Origin of the sequence: Intestinibacillus sp. NTUH-41-i26 (genome assembly GCF_032769475.1) — a bacterium.
Lineage (GTDB): Bacteria > Bacillota > Clostridia > Oscillospirales > Butyricicoccaceae > Agathobaculum > Agathobaculum ammoniilyticum.
In genome coordinates this window covers 1,958,792-1,975,000 of record NZ_CP136477.1, presented here as the reverse complement: position 1 = coordinate 1,975,000, position 16,209 = coordinate 1,958,792, and the positions used below count along the sequence as shown (strand labels likewise).

Genomic DNA, 16,209 nt, shown 5'->3' with positions numbered 1-16,209 from the left:
GACGCGACAAGCTGCGAAAAGCTTCGGGGAGCCGCAAATGGGCTTTGATCCGAAGATTTCCGAATGGGGAAACCCGTCAGAGCAATACTCTGACAACCATGACTGAATCCATAGGTTATGGTGGGGAACCGCCTGAACTGAAACATCTAAGTAGGGCGAGGAAGAGAAATCAACCGAGATTCCGCAAGTAGTGGCGAGCGAACGCGGAAGAGGCCAAACCGGAAGTAGCAATATTTTCGGGGTTAGGACGGCAACATGTAGCTTTTATTCTTAACTGAATGCTTTGGGAAGAGCAACGAAACAGGGTGATAGTCCCGTAAGTGAAAGGAATAAAGCGCTAGCCGGATCCAGAGTACCTGCGGACACGTGAAACCCGCAGGGAATATGGGGGGACCATCCTCCAAGCCTAAATACTACTCAGTGACCGATAGTGGAGCAGTACCGTGAGGGAAAGGTGAAAAGTACCCCGGGAGGGGAGTGAAAAAGAACCTGAAACCTTGTGCCTACAAGCACCGAGAGCACGTTAAAGTGTGATCGGGTACTTTTTGTAGAACGGTCCGGCGAGTTAATATTTGCAGCGAGGTTAAGGTACTGGAGTACCGGAGCCGTAGCGAGAGCGAGTCTGAAAAGGGCGTATGAAGTTGCAGGTATTAGACCCGAAACCGGGTGACCTATCCATGAGCAGGCTGAAGCGGTGGTAAGACACCGTGGAGGGCCGCACCCACGTCTGTTGAAAAAGCCGGGGATGACTTGTGGATAGCGGAGAAATTCCAATCGAACTCGGAGATAGCTGGTTCTCCCCGAAATAGCTTTAGGGCTAGCGTTATTTTAGATTACCGGAGGTAAAGCACTGAATGGGCTAGGGGCCGCGAGGTTACCGAACCCTATCAAACTCTGAATGCCGGCTAATTGATGAATAGCAGTCAGACTACGTGAGATAAGTCTCGTGGTCAAAAGGGAAACAGCCCAGATCTACAGCTAAGGTCCCAAATGAACGCTAAGTGGAAAATGATGTGAAACTGCGAAGACAACCAGGATGTTGGCTTAGAAGCAGCCACTCATTCAAAGAGTGCGTAATAGCTCACTGGTCGAGTGGTTTTGCGCAGAAAATGTAACGGGGCTAAGCGTTCAACCGAAGCTTAGGCATTGCAGTAATGCATTGGGTAGGGGAGCGTCGTATAAGAGGCGAAGTCAGAGCGGAAGCACTGGTGGATTTTATACGAGTGAGAATGCCGGAATAAGTAGCGAGAATTATGTGAGAATCATAATGGCCGAAAATCTAAGGTTTCTTGGGGAAGGTTCGTCCGCCCAAGGTTAGTCGGGAGCTAAGGCGAGGCCGAAAGGCGTAGTCGATGCACATACGGTAGAAATTCCGTAACCACCGAACTTTAAGCATAAGGGACGCTTTCATTAAGGTTAACCCGGGCGATGGTTGCCCCGGGCGTAAGGGACCGAAATTTAGTAGGGAAGTAACTGGCGTGAGAGACGAGAAAAGCTTATGTGTATACTAAGGTGCCCGTACCGCAAACCGACACAGGTAGATGGGATGAGTATTCTAAGGCCAACGGGAGAAGGGTTGTTAAGGAACTCGGCAAATTGGCCCCGTAACTTCGGGATAAGGGGCGCCTGCGAGAGCAGGCCGCAGTGAAAAGGCCCAAGCGACTGTTTAGCAAAAACACAGCTCTCTGCTAAATCGAAAGATGACGTATAGGGGGTGACGCCTGCCCGGTGCTGGAAGGTTAAGGGGAGTGCTTAGCGCAAGCGAAGGTGCGAACTTAAGCCCCAGTAAACGGCGGCCGTAACTATAACGGTCCTAAGGTAGCGAAATTCCTTGTCAGGTAAGTTCTGACCCGCACGAATGGCGTAACGATTTGGGCACTGTCTCAACAGCCCGCCCGGCGAAATTGTAGTACCGGTGAAGATGCCGGTTTCCCGCAACTAGACGGAAAGACCCCATGGAGCTTCACTGTAGCTTGATATTGGATCTCGGTATTCCATGTACAGGATAGGTGGGAGCCTGGGAAGCAAGTGCGCCAGCATTTGTGGAGGCAACCTTGGGATACCACTCTTGGGATATTGGGATTCTAACCTGCGGCCATGAATCTGGTCGGGGGACACTGTCAGGTGGGCAGTTTGACTGGGGCGGTCGCCTCCTAAAGAGTAACGGAGGCGCTCAAAGGTTCGTTCAGCACGGACGGAAATCGTGCACTGAGTGTAAACGCATAAACGAGCCTAACTGCGAGAATGACGGTTCGAGCAGTAACGAAAGTTGGAGTTAGTGATCCGGCGGTATGTGAATGGAAATGCCGTCGCTCAACGGATAAAAGCTACCCTGGGGATAACAGGCTGATCTCCCCCAAGAGTCCACATCGACGGGGAGGTTTGGCACCTCGATGTCGGCTCATCGCATCCTGGGGCTGAATTCGGTCCCAAGGGTTTGGCTGTTCGCCAATTAAAGCGGTACGCGAGCTGGGTTCAGAACGTCGTGAGACAGTTCGGTCCCTATCTGTTGCGGGCGCAGGAATATTGAGAGGAGCTGTCCTTAGTACGAGAGGACCGGGATGGACGTACCGCTGGTGCACCAGTTGTTCCGCCAGGGGCATAGCTGGGTAGCTAAGTACGGACGAGATAAACGCTGAAGGCATCTAAGCGTGAAACTCCCCTCGAGATAAGTGTTCCCATCCTTTATGGAGTAAGGCCCCTTGTAGACTACAAGGTTGATAGGTCAGGAGTGGAAGTGCAGTAATGTATGCAGCGGACTGATACTAATAGGCCGAGGGCTTGACCTCATATTAGAGGCAATCTCAGATTTTACTCTTTGTTTGCCATAGTTATTGTTCAGTTTTCAAGGTGTAAGACCTTCTGTTTCTGCGAAAAGAAAATTTCTTTTCAAGGAGAAGCATGCACCATTAGCTCAGTTGGTAGAGCAACTGACTCTTAATCAGTGGGTCCACGGTTCGAGCCCGTGATGGTGTACCAGAAACGGTGCGCTGTGGGATTGGCCGAGTTCAGTCCCACGGTGGAGCCGGCAAGCATACCGGAAGCAGGCTGGAAATGGCCCGTTGGTCAAGCGGTTAAGACGGCGGCCTCTCACGCCGCAAACGGGGGTTCGATTCCCCCACGGGTCACCATCTTTGACGGTTGACAAGATGGCGGCGATGTGGTATGTTTTACAAGGTGAGTAAATGCCTGGAGCATTTCTCGATATAGTGCGTATCTATGGTGATGAGGGTACACCTGTTCCCATTCCGAACACAGTAGTTAAGCTCATTTACGGTGACAATACTTGGCTGGCGACGGCCTGGAAAGATAACTCGATGCGCACATCAGCGAATCCAGTAAAGGATTCGCTTGATATTCCTCAATAGCTCAGTTGGTAGAGCATGCGGCTGTTAACCGCAGGGTCGTTGGTTCGAGTCCAACTTGAGGAGCCATTTGATAAGGCTTTGCCGCCACATATTATGGTGGCGGCAAAGTGCTATCACTCCATGTTGATATGGGCCTTTAGCTCAGTTGGTTAGAGCAACCGGCTCATAACCGGTCGGTCCCGGGTTCGAGTCCCCGAAGGCCCACCAAATTTTATATTTGGCCCGGTAGCTCAGTTGGTTAGAGCGCCAGCCTGTCACGCTGGAGGCCGTGGGTTCAAGTCCCATCCGGGTCGCCATTACAAAACGGCGACTGTTTGATCGCCGTTTTGTATTATGCTGTTGTAGCTCAGTAGGTAGAGTGCATCCTTGGTAAGGATGAGGTCGTCAGTTCAACTCTGATCAACAGCTCCAAAAAGCCCTGCTGCTTTGTGCGGCGGGGCTTTCTTATTTGGGAATACTGTGGATGACTTCGTGTTAGAAGTGTGATATACTATATACAATATTTTGAGGGCGTGATATCGAAAGGGGTATCCTGTATGACGATTTTGGCCTGTGAATGTGGTAACGAGATTTATATTATGGATGAAACGGAAGCGACCGCCTGGCAGTGTGACGCGTGTGGCCAATGGTATGATTTTTTCGGCGTGAAGGTCGTCCCGCCGCAGGAGCGCAGAAAGACAATTTCGCCGCACTTGATTAATTGGAGCGCGGGCGAGGAACTTTAAGCAGCAGGAGGAGTTATGAATCAACAGAAGATCGCTTTGCTTACCGACTCCTGTGCGGATATTTCGCAGGCGGATATCCGCAAATACGGTATTTTTGTCGTGCCGCTCAAGCTCATCTTTTCTGATGGGGAATATGCCGATGGCGTGGATATTAGTGCCGTTGAGGTGTATCGCCGGCTCAAAAAGGAGATCCCGAAGACAACGCTGCCCGACGGGGGACAGGTGTCAGATACCTTGGAGCGCATCCGGCAGGCAGGCTATACGAAGGTCCTTGCAATTAATTTTTCAAGCGGCCTCAGTGGGACGCATAATTTGATCCGGCTGATCGGCGAGCAGACCGTGGGCCTAGAGATTGCCGCCTTTGATACGTTGAGCGGTTCGCTTGGCACAGGTATGACCGTGCTACAGGCGGCCCGCTGGATCGAGGAGGGCTGGACTTGGCCGGAGCTGCTGCGGGCCATCCCGCCCTTGATGCGGGCAACGCATGTTTTCTTTTGTGTCGATACGCTGGAATATCTGCAGAAAGGCGGCAGAGTAGGCAAGATCACGGCGGTTGCGGGGACAATGCTACAGATCAAGCCGATCCTCTCCTTTGCGCCTGACGGGGAACTGATCAGTGTGGCGAAGATCCGTGGGAGAAAAGCGGCGGTCGATCAGATGGTGCGGATGGCCACAGCCCTGGTGCCGCGCGGCGCACGCTTCAATTTGGCTGTCGCGCATGGGGACGCGCCGGAGGAATTGAAGGTGATCCGCAGCCTGGCGCAGAAAAGCCTACCTGATTTTGAAAATTTCATGGAGGGCGAGATCGACTGTACCCTGGGCGCGTATGTGGGACCGCATCTGCTTGGAGTGGGCGTACAGCTCTTAACCGACGCGGTGCTGTCGAAAAAGGGCGAATAGTAACGATACTGTAACTGTTTTTGCATGGGTTATGTGTTATAATACGGTATTGGTAGTATGTAGCAATTGATATTAGGTAGGAAGGAATGAATGAGGCATGTCTTATCAAACGGCGTACCGGTCTCGATACCGCCGTCATAGACGCCGCCGCCGGAATAGCCACTGGGGTGTGCTGATTGCATTGATTCTAGTGATCGTCATTGCGATCCCTGTCGCGTTTCATATCGTGAAAGGAATTTCCGGCGCGATTTTTGGAGGAAGCCAGAATCAACTGGTGCTTCAAATGAATAACGGCAAGGCGCTGCTGGGTGATGATGTGGTCGATCTGGGCAGCGCGGCGCCGTTTCGGGATCAGAACGGGAATGCTTATGTTCCGGTCAAACCGGTCTGTGACAATCTTGAATTTTCCCTTACTTGGGATCAGGCCACAAAAACGATCACAGTCAGTGATAATAAACTGACGGTACAGGCGCAGATTGACAGCACATCGCTGCGCGTGAACGAGACGGCGCAGACTATGGCTCTGGTACCGCGCCTGTCGGATGGGACCGCGTATGTTCCGGCAAAGGAATTCTGCCGGGCGTTGTCCCTGCAGGTAAATGATTTGGGAAGCGGGCAGGGAGATCTGGTTGTACTCACGAAATCCAAAAAAGAGCTGAAAGAGGATAAGCTGAACGAGATCGCGGAGAAGGCTTTGGAAAAGCTTGGCCCGTCTCAGCAGACGTTGCAGCAAACCAGTGTGCTGATGCGTGTCGGCTCAGATAAGCTTGTGCGGGGCGGGCAGTCCGCGCAGATGGTGCAGGACGGGGAGCGGCTGGGCGCCGCCGTGATCGAGCAGGATGGGCTGCGCTATGTTCCGCTCAAGGCCGCGATTACGACGCTGGGCGGGACCGCGGAGTTTGACGGGAGCGCCGAATGGACGATCAACTATGACGGGATTCAGTCCACCGTGCGGGACAATGCCAAGACCAAGGTTGGCGGGGACCGCGTGAAGGGGGACGATATCAAGGTTCATACGGATGAAAACGGGCGTTTCTATGTTTCAGCGCCCCTGTTTGCGGCGCTGGTCGGCAGAAACTATACCGACCTTGCGGATGAAGAGGGTACTTTTGCGTTCACAAAAGGCTCGCTGGAGGGCTTTGACAGCCAAAAGGCATATCTCGATACCATGAAAAGCGCGCTGACCGACGCGGTCGGCGGAGATATCCCAGAGGCCGACGTATATGTTGCCTTGACCTTTGACGATGGGCCGACCGGCGCTACGGACACCTATCCGAACGGTTACACGGCAACGCTTCTGGAGGAGCTGAAAAAGCGCAATGTCCATGCGACATTCTTCATGTGTGGCTACCGCATCAAGGACTTCCACAGCCATATGGAGCAGTACCTTGCGGATGGGCATGAGCTGGGCAACCACACCATGACGCATCCGATGAGCCGCCTGACACATCTGGACGCGGCGACCGTGCGCGACGAGGTGGAGTCCAACAGCGAATTGATCGAATCGTATACCGGCCAAAAGCCGACGGTCATGCGTCCGGTCGGCGGCGGCGTCAACGACACGGTCAAGGAGCAGATGAAAGCGCTCGGTCTGCCGATCATCAACTGGAGCGTTGATACGCTGGATTGGAGCACCAAGACCGATCCGGAGAGTGTGAAAGACCATATCATCAACGAGGTCGAGGACGGCGATATCGTGCTGATGCACGATATCTGGCAGGGTACCCTGCCAGGCGTGTTGGCAGCCATTGACGAGCTGCAGAGCCGCACGGACAAAACGTATGCGTTCGTTACGGTTTCCGAGCTGGCCGCGGTCAAGGGCATCACGCTGGAGCCCGGCATGGTTTACAGCAACCTGTCGGATGCAACGGTGCAGGCCATTGAGGATGGAACGTATAAGGAAAATATTTTCGATTAAAAACAAAGCAGCAGCCTGTGGGCTGCTGCTTTGCTATAGGTGGTATTCAGGGAAATATTTTTGGACGAAAGGGACGTCCTGCACGGTAAAGGTTTTCCCATCCAGATAGGAAAGCGCGCCGGCATCCGTTTGGAAATGGAAGGACAGCGAATAGGCATACAATGCTTGGCCGAATTCGCCGTAAGGACGGTTGCGCTCATTTACGCCGTATTTGCCATCGCCTAACAGCGGACAGCCGATCGAGGCCATGTGCGCCCGAATCTGATGGGTGCGGCCGGTGAGCAGCTCGCATTCGACAAGGGAAAGTCGGCCGCTGGAAGCGAGCGTCCGGTAACGGGTGCGCGCGGTTTTGGCACCGGGGACGCGTGTGCTGTGCAGGGTGACCTGCTTGCGCGTCTCGTCGCGGCGCAGATAGTTTTCGATCAGCCCTTCGGCTGGCTGTGGACGGCCGTGAACAACGCACAGATAGCGTTTCTCGAGTTCACGGGATTTGATCCTGTCGTTCAGGATACGCAGCGCCTCGGCCGTTTTCGCGGCAATTACGATGCCGCCAGTGTTGCGGTCAATGCGGTTGCACAGCGCGGGGGCGAAGGATGCGGCGGCGGACGGCTCCCAGGCGCCGGACTGATACAGATAGGCCTGAATATGGGCGATCAGCGTATCTGTGCCGCCGCGCTCGTCCGCATGCACCACCATACCGGGCGCCTTATCGGCAAGGAGGATATGGCTGTCCTCATAGACCACACGGACGCGGGGGTGTGAAATATGCCGGTAGGCATCCTCCTCTTGGGGTGCGTCAAAGTAGCTGTCGTTCAGATAAAGCTGCACCACGTCGCCCGCTATGAGCTTGTAGCTGGCCTCGGTGCGCTTCCCATTGATCTTGATGCGCTTAAGGCGCAGGTATTTATGCATCTGCCCGCCGGAAAGCAGGGGAACTGTTTTGCCAAGGAATTTGTTCAAGCGCTGCCCGCTGTCATTGGATGTGATGTGGTATTCTTTCAATGGAAAGCCCTCTTTTGTCTCCAAGGATAATATGGGAATAGTATACCTCATTTTTATCAAAAAAGGAAGTAGCAGTTGCGGCAAACTGGAGAAAATATATAGAATATGCACAAAGTATAATAACAAAACAGAGTAAATTTGACGAAAATATCCGCAGCAGGGAATCATATATTGATTGGCTCTTGTCAAGCCTGTATAATTATATTGAGAGAGAGGCGGGGAAAAGGAGATAGTGGTCTTGAAGAAAAGTATGACGATCACGGAAATTGCCAAAGAGGCGGGCGTTTCCAAATCAACGGTTTCTCGCGTGCTGAATAATAAATCAGATGTATTGCCGGGAACAAAAGAGCGTGTGCTCCGCGTGATACGCGAGCACCAGTTTCAGCCGAATGCTTACGCGCGCAGCATGTCACAGCGGCGCAGCCGAACGATCGGCGTGGTTGTGCCGCACGATATCGATTACGTTTTTCAGAACCAGTACTATATGGAGATTCAACGCGGCATTCTTAAAGCGATGACGAAGCGGGGATACTATGCGTTGATGCTCTGCTGTCGGGACATGAAAGAAGCCTTTGACGCGGTGCTGCAGAAAAGGGTGGATGGCCTTTTGCTCATCAGTCCGCTTTATGAGCATACGCCGTATATCAACGAGCTGCTGGAGCATCATGTGCCGCTGGTGCTGATCGGGAAGTCGCCTGCGTCGCAGCAGGTCTATCAGGTCTGCATCGATAACTATATGGGCGCGCTGAGCGCGATGCAGTATTTGTTCGGGCTGGGACACAGGCGGATCGCCTTTATTAACGGTCCGCACTTCCTGCCGTCGAGCGAGGAGCGCCGCCGGGCTTATCTGGACGGTATGGCGCGGCAAGGGAACGCGGTCCTGCCTGGCATGGTGCGCGAGGGGTATAACTCCATTGATTCGGGCTATCAGATCGCCAATCAGATCTTAAACGAATTTCCGGATGTTTCGGCGCTGTTCGTTGCGTCTGACTATATGGCGATCGGTGTGCTGGATACCATTCATGACCGCGGGATGCGGATTCCGCAGGACATTTCGGTTGTCGGGTTTGATAATATCCAAATGTCGGAGCAGGTGACGCCAAGCCTGACCACGGTCAGCCAGCAGATTGAGGAAAAAGGCCGGATTAGCGTAAACCTGCTGATGGACCTGATCGAAGGGGCGCCGACGCCGGAGGGAAGGGTGATCGACGTGGAAGCAAAGCTGATCGTGCGCGACAGCACGGGACCGGTTTCTTCCCGTCAGCCGGATTCTCCCTGGAAAACACACCATATTGCCTTGTAGGACGGAAAGATGCTTGCAAAAGGGCGGGCGGCTGCGGCTGCACCGCCTTTTTTAACGGGTTATTGTCGCAAACAGGCATGAAAAGACTTGCGATTTGAACATGGTACCGGTATAATAGAACTGTTGAGTTTAGGAGTGATTACATTATGGTGAAATTGGTCAAGCTGTTCCCGCAGTACATGCTTCTGCCGGCGGTCGGCGGTATTGCGCTGTTGGCGGCGGCGGGCTATATGGTAAAACGGGGCATATCGTTCTGGCTGGCGCTGGCTGTTCTGGTGATTGGCTTTGCAATTTTGTACATCCTGGCGCTGTCCTACGGGGTGAGCGCCCTGCAGAACCGGCTTGCCTGGCTGTATCAGAACCTTGAGCCTGAGCGCTTTCTGGAAAAGTTTGAAAAGCTTCTGCCCCGTGCGAAAAAGACACCCGCGCTCGAAGTCACGGTTCGGGCTTACCTGGCGGATGGCCATGCCGCGATCGGGGAATTCGATCAGGCGCTTGCCCTGTTGGACGGCGCGCCGGTTGTTACGGAAGAAAGCGAACGCCTCAGCGCGGCGTTGCTGATGCTCAATAACAAGGGCCTGATTCATTTCCGGATGGAAAACGCAGAAAAGGGCAAGGAATGCCTGGACAAGATGCGCGAACTGCTGGAGCGGCAGGATGAGGCGGCACAGAAGCGCTATGCAGAGAATGTGCGTATCCTGCAGTGCCATTACGACGCGCTGACTGGTGTGTGCCAGGATGACGCATACCTGCGTGAACTGGTCCGCAACGGCACCACCGCGCTCTTTCGGGTGAATACCAGCCTGCTGCTGGCGCGCGTCTATCTGTCACAGGGAGAAACCAATATGGCGCGGGCTTATTTGGAGCAGACGATTGAAAAGGGACGGGACTGGCTGTGGCCGACGAAGAAAGCACAGCAAATGCTGGCAGCGCTTCCGGCGGAAGAATAACGAATGAACGCGGGCGTCAAAGCGCCCGTGTTTTTTTATGGGTATGGATAACAAAAGCTCCCGCACAGATGTGCGGGAGCTTTTGTTTATTTCTTTTACGCAGTATACTTTTTGAGCGTTGCCCGGATTGCGCCGGGGCCGGCCATCATTTCCTTCCAGTAGCCGATGACCTTATCCGCAAGGCCGCAGGCATACAGGTCGATGCCGAAAATAGACGCGTCGTGCAGGATTGGCTCCAGCTTGGCGACAGCGGCGTCGTCCGCCTTGCCCAGCTCGATGCCGGACAGTTTTTCCTGCAGGGAGGCGAGCAGCGGGTCGGCACTGCACTGGAACGCATTTCCCTCGTCGTCAACCGCGAGCAGGTAGCGCAACCAGCCGGCCAGAACCAGCGGGATATACTTCAACTCGGCAGCCTTGCCGGGACCCATCGCGTCGTAATTCTTGATCGCGTTGCCGAAGCGGATCGAAACTTTCTGGGAAGTATCGGTTGCGATACGCTGCGGGGTGTCCGGAATGAACGGATTGGGCAGGCGGGTCTCAAACACTTCGTCGAGGAACGCCTTCGGGCTGAGCACGCCCGGGTCAACCACAACAGGCATGCCCTCGATGTGGCACATACGGTCGATCAGGGTGTACAGCTCATGGTCCTGTACTTCCTTAGCGATCGAGGTATAGCCGAGCATGCAACCATAAACCGCCAGCGCGGTCTGGGGCGGGTTGAGGCAGGTGCAGACTTTCATCATTTCCACCTTGTTAACCGTGTCGCGGTCGGTGAAGATAACGCCGGCCTTGTCCAGCGCCGGACGGCCGTTCGGGAAGTCGTTTTCGATAACCAGGTACTGCGGGCGCTCGGCGTTGACGAACGGCGCGATATAGGTGTTCTTGCTGGTTACGAACGGGTGCATATCCTCCAGACCGTCGGCCTCGAGCTGGTCCGCAATCTCCGGAGCCGGACGGGGAGTGATCTTGTCGATCATCGACCACGGGAACGAAACCTTTTCGGTCAGATAAGCATACTCTTCATCAGAGATCTGGCCGTTCTTCTTCCAGGCGTCGACAAATTCCATGATCGCACCCTGGAGCTTCGCGCCGTTGTGCGAGCAGTTATCCATCGAAACCATGGCGAGCGGCTTGCCGCAGGTATGCATGCGGTGCAGCAGCAGGGTGGCGAGCTGCGCCATGAAAGACTTGCAGGCGGAGGGACCGTTCTTCATGTCCTCCACAGCAGCCGGAACAAGCTCCTGCTTGGCGTTGCGCAGGGAGTAGCCCTTTTCCGTGATGGTGAACGAAACCATCTGCAGGGACGGGGCGGCAAAAATCTCCTTGACGCGATCAAAGTCATGCAGCAGGGTGGTGGTTTCCGCAACCGAGCCGATGACTTCCTTTTCAATGCGGCCGTCGGCCTCGAGGGTAACGGCAACCGTAAGGTTGTCTACCTTGTGGAAGCACTTGGTCACGATCTCGTCGTCGTAGCTCTCGCAGGTGATGATGCCGGTGTCCATGTCGCCGCTCCCGATCAGGTGCTGGGCCACAGCCGCCTGGAACGCACGGAACAGGTTGCCTGCGCCGAAATGCAGCCAAGTCGGCGCAGCCTTGGTCCTGGCCGCGACAGCCTCAATGTCAAACGCCGGCAGAGTATAGCCCTTCCAGGCTTCCTTATCTTTCAAAGATGCAATAGAAAGTTTCATTGCTTAATGAGCTCCTTCCAGTTTCTCCAGCATGTCCCAAACGCCCCACAGATACATGATGCCGAGCGCGCGGTCGTACAGGCCGTAGCCGGGGCGGCATTTCTCGTTCCAGATGTGGCGGCCGTGGTCGGGACGCATATAGCCGTCGAAACCGCAGTCGTGATAGGCCTTCATGATTTCCAGGATGCCGACATCGCCGTCGCAGTCGCGGTGGGAAACCTCAGAGAAGTCGCCGTTTTCATAGTGCTTGACGTTGCGGACGTGCGCGAACGCGATGCGGTCGCAATAGGAGCGGATGATGTCGGCGATGTCGTTCTTCTCGTTGGCGCCGAGTGAGCCGGAACACAGGCACAGGCAGTTGTTCGGATGGTCGACCATTTTGAGGAACTTGCCGATCGCTTCCTTGTTGACCAGCAGGCGCGGCAGGCCGAAGATGTCCCAGGGGGGATCGTCCTGATGGATGGCCATTTTGATGCCGGTCTCCTCGCAGGTCGGCATGATCGCTTCGAGGAAGTACTTCAGGTTTTCCCACAGCTTCTCTTTCGTAACGGGCTTGTACTTTTCAAACAGCTCGTCGAGCTGGGCCATGCGCTCAGGCTCCCAGCCGGGCATGGTGTAGCCCTTACAGCCCTTGAGGATATAATCGGCCATTTCCTTGGCGTCCTCGCGGATGACCGACTTTTCATAGTAAAGCGCAGTCGAACCGTCCGGCAGCGGGTGGAACAGGTCGGTGCGGGTCCAATCGAAAACGGGCATAAAGTTATAGGTAACAACCTTTACGCCGCACTGCGCCAGATTGCGCAGGGTGATCTTGTAATTTTCGATATACTGATCACGGGTCGGCAGGCCGATCTTGATATCGTCGTGTACGTTAACCGATTCGACGACGTCGATATTGAAGCCTGCGTCCTCAATGATCTTCTTTTCATGCATGATCTCGTCGACCGTCCAGATTTCACCGGCCTGCTTATGGTGCAGAGCCCATACGATGCCGGTAACGCCGGGGATTTGCTTGATGTCGGCCAGGGAAACGCTGTCGTTGCCTTCGCCGTACCAGCGGAATGTCATTTGCATAGCAAAACCTCCTTAAAATATTGAACTTTCTGTGCCCACAGGCAGGGAGATCGCTTGTATCGCAGCCCGCGGTACCAGATTGGGCGGAAACGTTCCCACCTACTTGAAAACACCCTCCATACATAACAGGATGGAGGGCGTCGGCGGCCGCGCCGCCGGATCAAAACGTGGAATGAAACCACCACTCACTGACATTATAATACATACCGGATAGTTGTCAAGCAAACGGTTTTTTTCAAGATTAAAATTCGGAAACAAAAATAATTTTTTTTGACGAGTAGTTTCACCGAATTATGAAATATCTTGCGATAAAATTGTGAAAAATAAACAAGAATGAAATGATAAATTTGTGACAATGCATATTGAAATTGACGCTCTGTGAAAATGTTAACAAAAAATTAAATGAATATTCTGCACGCTCTACAAAAACCTGAAATGAGTGGTGAATTCTTTTGTGGGGTATTGACAATCGTTGTCTGGACAATTATAGTATTACTGTGCTGTAGAAAACTACTGTATTGTGTTGCTGCGCGAAAAAACAACAAAAGCAGGCACTTGTTTTTGTGTTTCGCATGCGCGGCGGAACGGCGATGGCCGTGAGGGATGGACAACCATTGTTGCGCGATAAGAACCTTGGTAAAGGATATGGCGGCAGGATGGTGTCTATTTTATGTAGGGGGTGTGAAACCGCTCCCGAAACCGTGGCCGAAGATTTCCCGTTTTTCGACAACAAGGGGGTACCCCCTTGTTCTGTTGGAAGCGATGCTTCCAACAGAACAAGATAACGGAGACTGGAGACAGGGAAGCGGCGCGCCGGTTCTGGCGAAGCAGAAATATGGTAGCTGGGAACAGACGTCAAGTTGAGGAGGATACTTGATTATGAAAAAGCTTTTGTTAACCGATTTCTTCAAGGTCGAAACGGTGGAGTCGCCGATTCCGGAGCCCGGCCCCGGACAGGCGGTTGTCCGCATCAAGTATGCGGGCATCTGCGGTTCTGACTTACATATTTTCGCGGGCCAGCACCCGACCGCCAAGCCGCCCCTTGTGATGGGTCATGAGGCCTGCGGCGAGGTTTACGCTATTAACTCTGAGCGTACCGACATCAAGGTCGGCGACAAGGTCTGCTCCCACACCATCGAGCCCTGCAACGCCTGCGTGGGCTGCCACGAGGGCCGCGAGAACCTGTGTACCAACGTTAAGATCATGGGTACCTCGATGGATGGCGTGTTCACCCAGTATATGCTGGTAAACGCCGACCGCCTGATCAAGTTCAATGACGACGTTGATATGAAGATCGCCGCGCTGGTCGAGCCGCTCACCGTTGCGGTACACGACACCCGCCGCGCGGGCGTCCGTCCGGGCGACGACGTATTCATCGCCGGCGCCGGCACGATCGGCGTGCTGATCGGCATGATGTGCAAATTCTCCGGCGCGGGGCATGTTGTTCTGGCCGAGATCAATCAGGACCGTATCCGCATCGCCAAGGAGCTTGGCTTTGACGTAGTCGATATTTCCGCTCCGGACTTCGTAGATCAGTGCATCGCGATTGCCGGCGGCAAGTTCGATATCCTGTTTGAAGCCACTGGCTTCCAGGGCGGTTATGACGCCTGCTTCAACCTGATCAAGCAGGGCAGCACGATGGTCCAGGTCGGCATGCCGCCCAAGGGTACCATCTTCAACACGGACATCAACACCATTATCTATAACGAGGCTTCGATGCTCGGCGTGCGTCACCACACGATGACCAGCATGGAGGGCGCGGCCAAGATTATTAACTCCGGTGCGATGAACGAGCAGCTCGCCAAGGTCGTTTCCGCGGTTTATCCGGTCGACCAGGCGATGGATGCGTTCGAAAAAGCGAGCAAGGATAAGTCCATGCTCAAGGTATTGATCGACTTTACCTGATCGCCGTTCGAATTTGGCCTTTTGAGAGAGGGCTTGAGGGGTTCGAGTGGCAGTTGGAGGTCGAACTAAAATGAAAGACTGGAGAGCGATCTATCAGTCGAAGCTCACGACCGCGGAAGAAGCGGTCAAGCACATCCCGAACCATTGCCGGGTATTCTTCGGCCATGGCGCAAACGAACCGTTGGTACTGACCGACGCGCTGGTAGCAAACTACGAGCAGTATGAGGACGTGGAGATCTGCCACTGGGTACCGATGGGGAAGGGCGAGTACACCCAGCCCAAGATGAAGGGCCACCTCAATTACAACGGCCTGTTCCTTGGTCCGGTGACACGCGCCTCCGTCAATGAGGGACGTGCGGATTACACCCCGTTTTATTTCCATCAGTCGCCGCGCTTTTTCACCGACGGGACGTTCCCGATCGATGTTGCATTGGTATCACTGACCCCACCGGATGAACACGGCTTCTGTTCGTTCGGCGTATCGGTCGGCGGCACAAAGCCGGCTGCGCTTTCGGCCAAGGTGGTGATCGCGCAGATCAACGACCAGATGCCCCGCACGATGGGCGATTCATTTATCCATGTGTCCCAGATCACCTATGCCGTGGAAGCTTCGCGGCCTCTGCCCGAGCTGGGCGGCGGCAAGATTGGTCCGGTTGAAGAGGCGATCGGCCGCAACTGCGCCAGCCTGATCGAGGACGGCTCCACGCTGCAGCTTGGCATTGGCTCCATACCGGACGCCGTGCTCAAGTTCCTGGGCGACAAGAAAGACCTCGGCATCCATTCCGAAATGTTCTCCGACGGCGTCGTCGACCTGTATGAGCAGGGCGTCATCACCGGCGCGGCCAAGACCGAAAACAAGGGCAAGATGGTCGCGGCGTTCCTGATGGGCAGCAAAAAGCTGTACGACTTCGTTGATAATAACCCTGACGTTATGATGCTCACGGTGGATTATGTAAACGACCCCGTGGTTGTCTCGCGCCAGAACAAGATGGTTTCCATCAACTCCTGCCTCCAGGTCGATTTCAACGGCCAGGTCAACTCCGAGTCCATGGGCATCAACCAGTTCTCGGGGATCGGCGGCCAGCTCGACTATGTGCGCGGCGCGTCCATGTGTCCGAACGGCAAGTCCATCTTGGCGATGCCGTCCACGGCCAAGCATGGCACGATCTCCCGCATCGTACCGGTGTTCGAGCCAGGTACGACGGTCACGACGACCCGCACCGACGTGCATTACATCGTGACGGAATACGGCGTGGCGAATCTGCGCGGCAAGAGCCTGCGCGAGCGCGCAAGGCTGCTGATCAACATTGCGCATCCGGATTTCCGAGACGAACTCTGGGCCGCATATCATGCGCGTTATGGCGAGGAGGGCTGAA

General features: G+C 54.5%; 10 protein-coding genes, 6 tRNA genes and 2 rRNA genes (1 of these 18 running past the window's edge). 15 read left to right on the top strand and 3 right to left on the bottom strand.

Annotated elements, in window-relative coordinates; genetic code table 11:
- The 11 genes from RX717_RS10155 to RX717_RS10105 form a co-directional block, all read left to right on the top strand.
- Positions 1 to 2,789 (top strand): 23S ribosomal RNA (locus RX717_RS10155) (it extends 54 nt beyond the left edge of the window).
- Between the two features lie 114 nt (positions 2,790 to 2,903).
- Positions 2,904 to 2,979 (top strand) — tRNA-Lys (locus RX717_RS10150).
- A 77-nt stretch (positions 2,980 to 3,056) separates the two neighbouring features.
- Positions 3,057 to 3,131 (top strand) — tRNA-Glu (locus RX717_RS10145).
- A gap of 78 nt (positions 3,132 to 3,209) precedes the next feature.
- A 5S ribosomal RNA gene (rrf, locus tag RX717_RS10140) occupies positions 3,210 to 3,326 on the top strand.
- 32 nt (positions 3,327 to 3,358) lie between these two features.
- A tRNA-Asn gene (locus RX717_RS10135) sits at positions 3,359 to 3,434 on the top strand.
- A gap of 64 nt (positions 3,435 to 3,498) precedes the next feature.
- Positions 3,499 to 3,575: transfer RNA gene (locus RX717_RS10130), tRNA-Ile, on the top strand.
- Between the two features lie 12 nt (positions 3,576 to 3,587).
- Positions 3,588 to 3,664 (top strand) — tRNA-Asp (locus tag RX717_RS10125).
- Between the two features lie 39 nt (positions 3,665 to 3,703).
- Positions 3,704 to 3,779, top strand: a tRNA-Thr gene (locus RX717_RS10120).
- Positions 3,780 to 3,904: 125 nt separating this feature from the next.
- Positions 3,905 to 4,093 carry a hypothetical protein gene (locus RX717_RS10115; protein ID WP_054327261.1) on the top strand — a complete coding sequence of 63 codons (189 nt, stop codon included), beginning with the start codon at positions 3,905 to 3,907 and terminating at the stop codon, positions 4,091 to 4,093.
- A 15-nt stretch (positions 4,094 to 4,108) separates the two neighbouring features.
- Positions 4,109 to 4,993 carry a DegV family protein gene (locus RX717_RS10110; RefSeq protein WP_107631956.1) on the top strand — a complete coding sequence of 295 codons (885 nt, stop codon included), beginning with the start codon at positions 4,109 to 4,111 and terminating at the stop codon, positions 4,991 to 4,993.
- Positions 4,994 to 5,090: 97 nt separating this feature from the next.
- Positions 5,091 to 6,911, top strand: a complete 1,821-nt coding sequence (locus tag RX717_RS10105) for a polysaccharide deacetylase family protein (protein ID WP_107631957.1) — start codon at positions 5,091 to 5,093, stop codon at positions 6,909 to 6,911.
- A gap of 33 nt (positions 6,912 to 6,944) precedes the next feature.
- Here RX717_RS10105 and RX717_RS10100 read toward each other — a convergent pair whose 3' ends face one another.
- Complete coding sequence (locus RX717_RS10100) at positions 6,945 to 7,913, bottom strand: RluA family pseudouridine synthase (protein WP_107631958.1); 969 nt, start codon at positions 7,911 to 7,913, stop codon at positions 6,945 to 6,947.
- A 238-nt stretch (positions 7,914 to 8,151) separates the two neighbouring features.
- Here RX717_RS10100 and RX717_RS10095 point away from each other — a divergent pair, with 238 nt between their 5' ends.
- Complete coding sequence (locus RX717_RS10095; protein WP_107631959.1) at positions 8,152 to 9,216, top strand: LacI family DNA-binding transcriptional regulator; 1,065 nt, start codon at positions 8,152 to 8,154, stop codon at positions 9,214 to 9,216.
- A 146-nt stretch (positions 9,217 to 9,362) separates the two neighbouring features.
- On the top strand, positions 9,363 to 10,166 hold the full coding sequence (locus RX717_RS10090; protein ID WP_107631960.1) for a hypothetical protein: 804 nt from the start codon (positions 9,363 to 9,365) through the stop codon (positions 10,164 to 10,166).
- 95 nt (positions 10,167 to 10,261) lie between these two features.
- Here the strand turns inward: RX717_RS10090 and RX717_RS10085 are convergent, their stop codons facing one another.
- Entirely contained in the window at positions 10,262 to 11,854 is a 1,593-nt protein-coding gene (locus RX717_RS10085; protein ID WP_107631961.1) for a mannitol dehydrogenase family protein, read from the bottom strand.
- 3 nt (positions 11,855 to 11,857) lie between these two features.
- Entirely contained in the window at positions 11,858 to 12,928 is a 1,071-nt protein-coding gene (gene uxuA, locus RX717_RS10080; RefSeq protein ID WP_054327274.1) for a mannonate dehydratase, read from the bottom strand.
- Between the two features lie 879 nt (positions 12,929 to 13,807).
- Between uxuA and RX717_RS10075 the strand changes: the two genes are divergently transcribed.
- A complete protein-coding gene (locus RX717_RS10075; RefSeq protein WP_054327276.1) occupies positions 13,808 to 14,833 on the top strand; it encodes a zinc-dependent alcohol dehydrogenase in 1,026 nt (341 codons plus the stop codon).
- Positions 14,834 to 14,903: 70 nt separating this feature from the next.
- On the top strand, positions 14,904 to 16,208 hold the full coding sequence (locus tag RX717_RS10070) for an acetyl-CoA hydrolase/transferase family protein (RefSeq protein WP_107631962.1): 1,305 nt from the start codon (positions 14,904 to 14,906) through the stop codon (positions 16,206 to 16,208).
- Position 16,209 lies beyond the last annotated feature (1 nt).

Coding starts and splice junctions, on each gene's coding strand:
- RX717_RS10115 (WP_054327261.1), top strand. CDS start 3,905: ATGACGATTTTGGCCTGTGAATGTGGTAACGAGATTTATATTATGGAT.
- RX717_RS10110 (WP_107631956.1), top strand. CDS start 4,109: ATGAATCAACAGAAGATCGCTTTGCTTACCGACTCCTGTGCGGATATT.
- RX717_RS10105 (WP_107631957.1), top strand. CDS start 5,091: ATGTCTTATCAAACGGCGTACCGGTCTCGATACCGCCGTCATAGACGC.
- RX717_RS10090 (WP_107631960.1), top strand. CDS start 9,363: ATGGTGAAATTGGTCAAGCTGTTCCCGCAGTACATGCTTCTGCCGGCG.
- RX717_RS10085 (WP_107631961.1), bottom strand. CDS start 11,854: ATGAAACTTTCTATTGCATCTTTGAAAGATAAGGAAGCCTGGAAGGGC.
- uxuA (WP_054327274.1), bottom strand. CDS start 12,928: ATGCAAATGACATTCCGCTGGTACGGCGAAGGCAACGACAGCGTTTCC.
- RX717_RS10075 (WP_054327276.1), top strand. CDS start 13,808: ATGAAAAAGCTTTTGTTAACCGATTTCTTCAAGGTCGAAACGGTGGAG.
- RX717_RS10070 (WP_107631962.1), top strand. CDS start 14,904: ATGAAAGACTGGAGAGCGATCTATCAGTCGAAGCTCACGACCGCGGAA.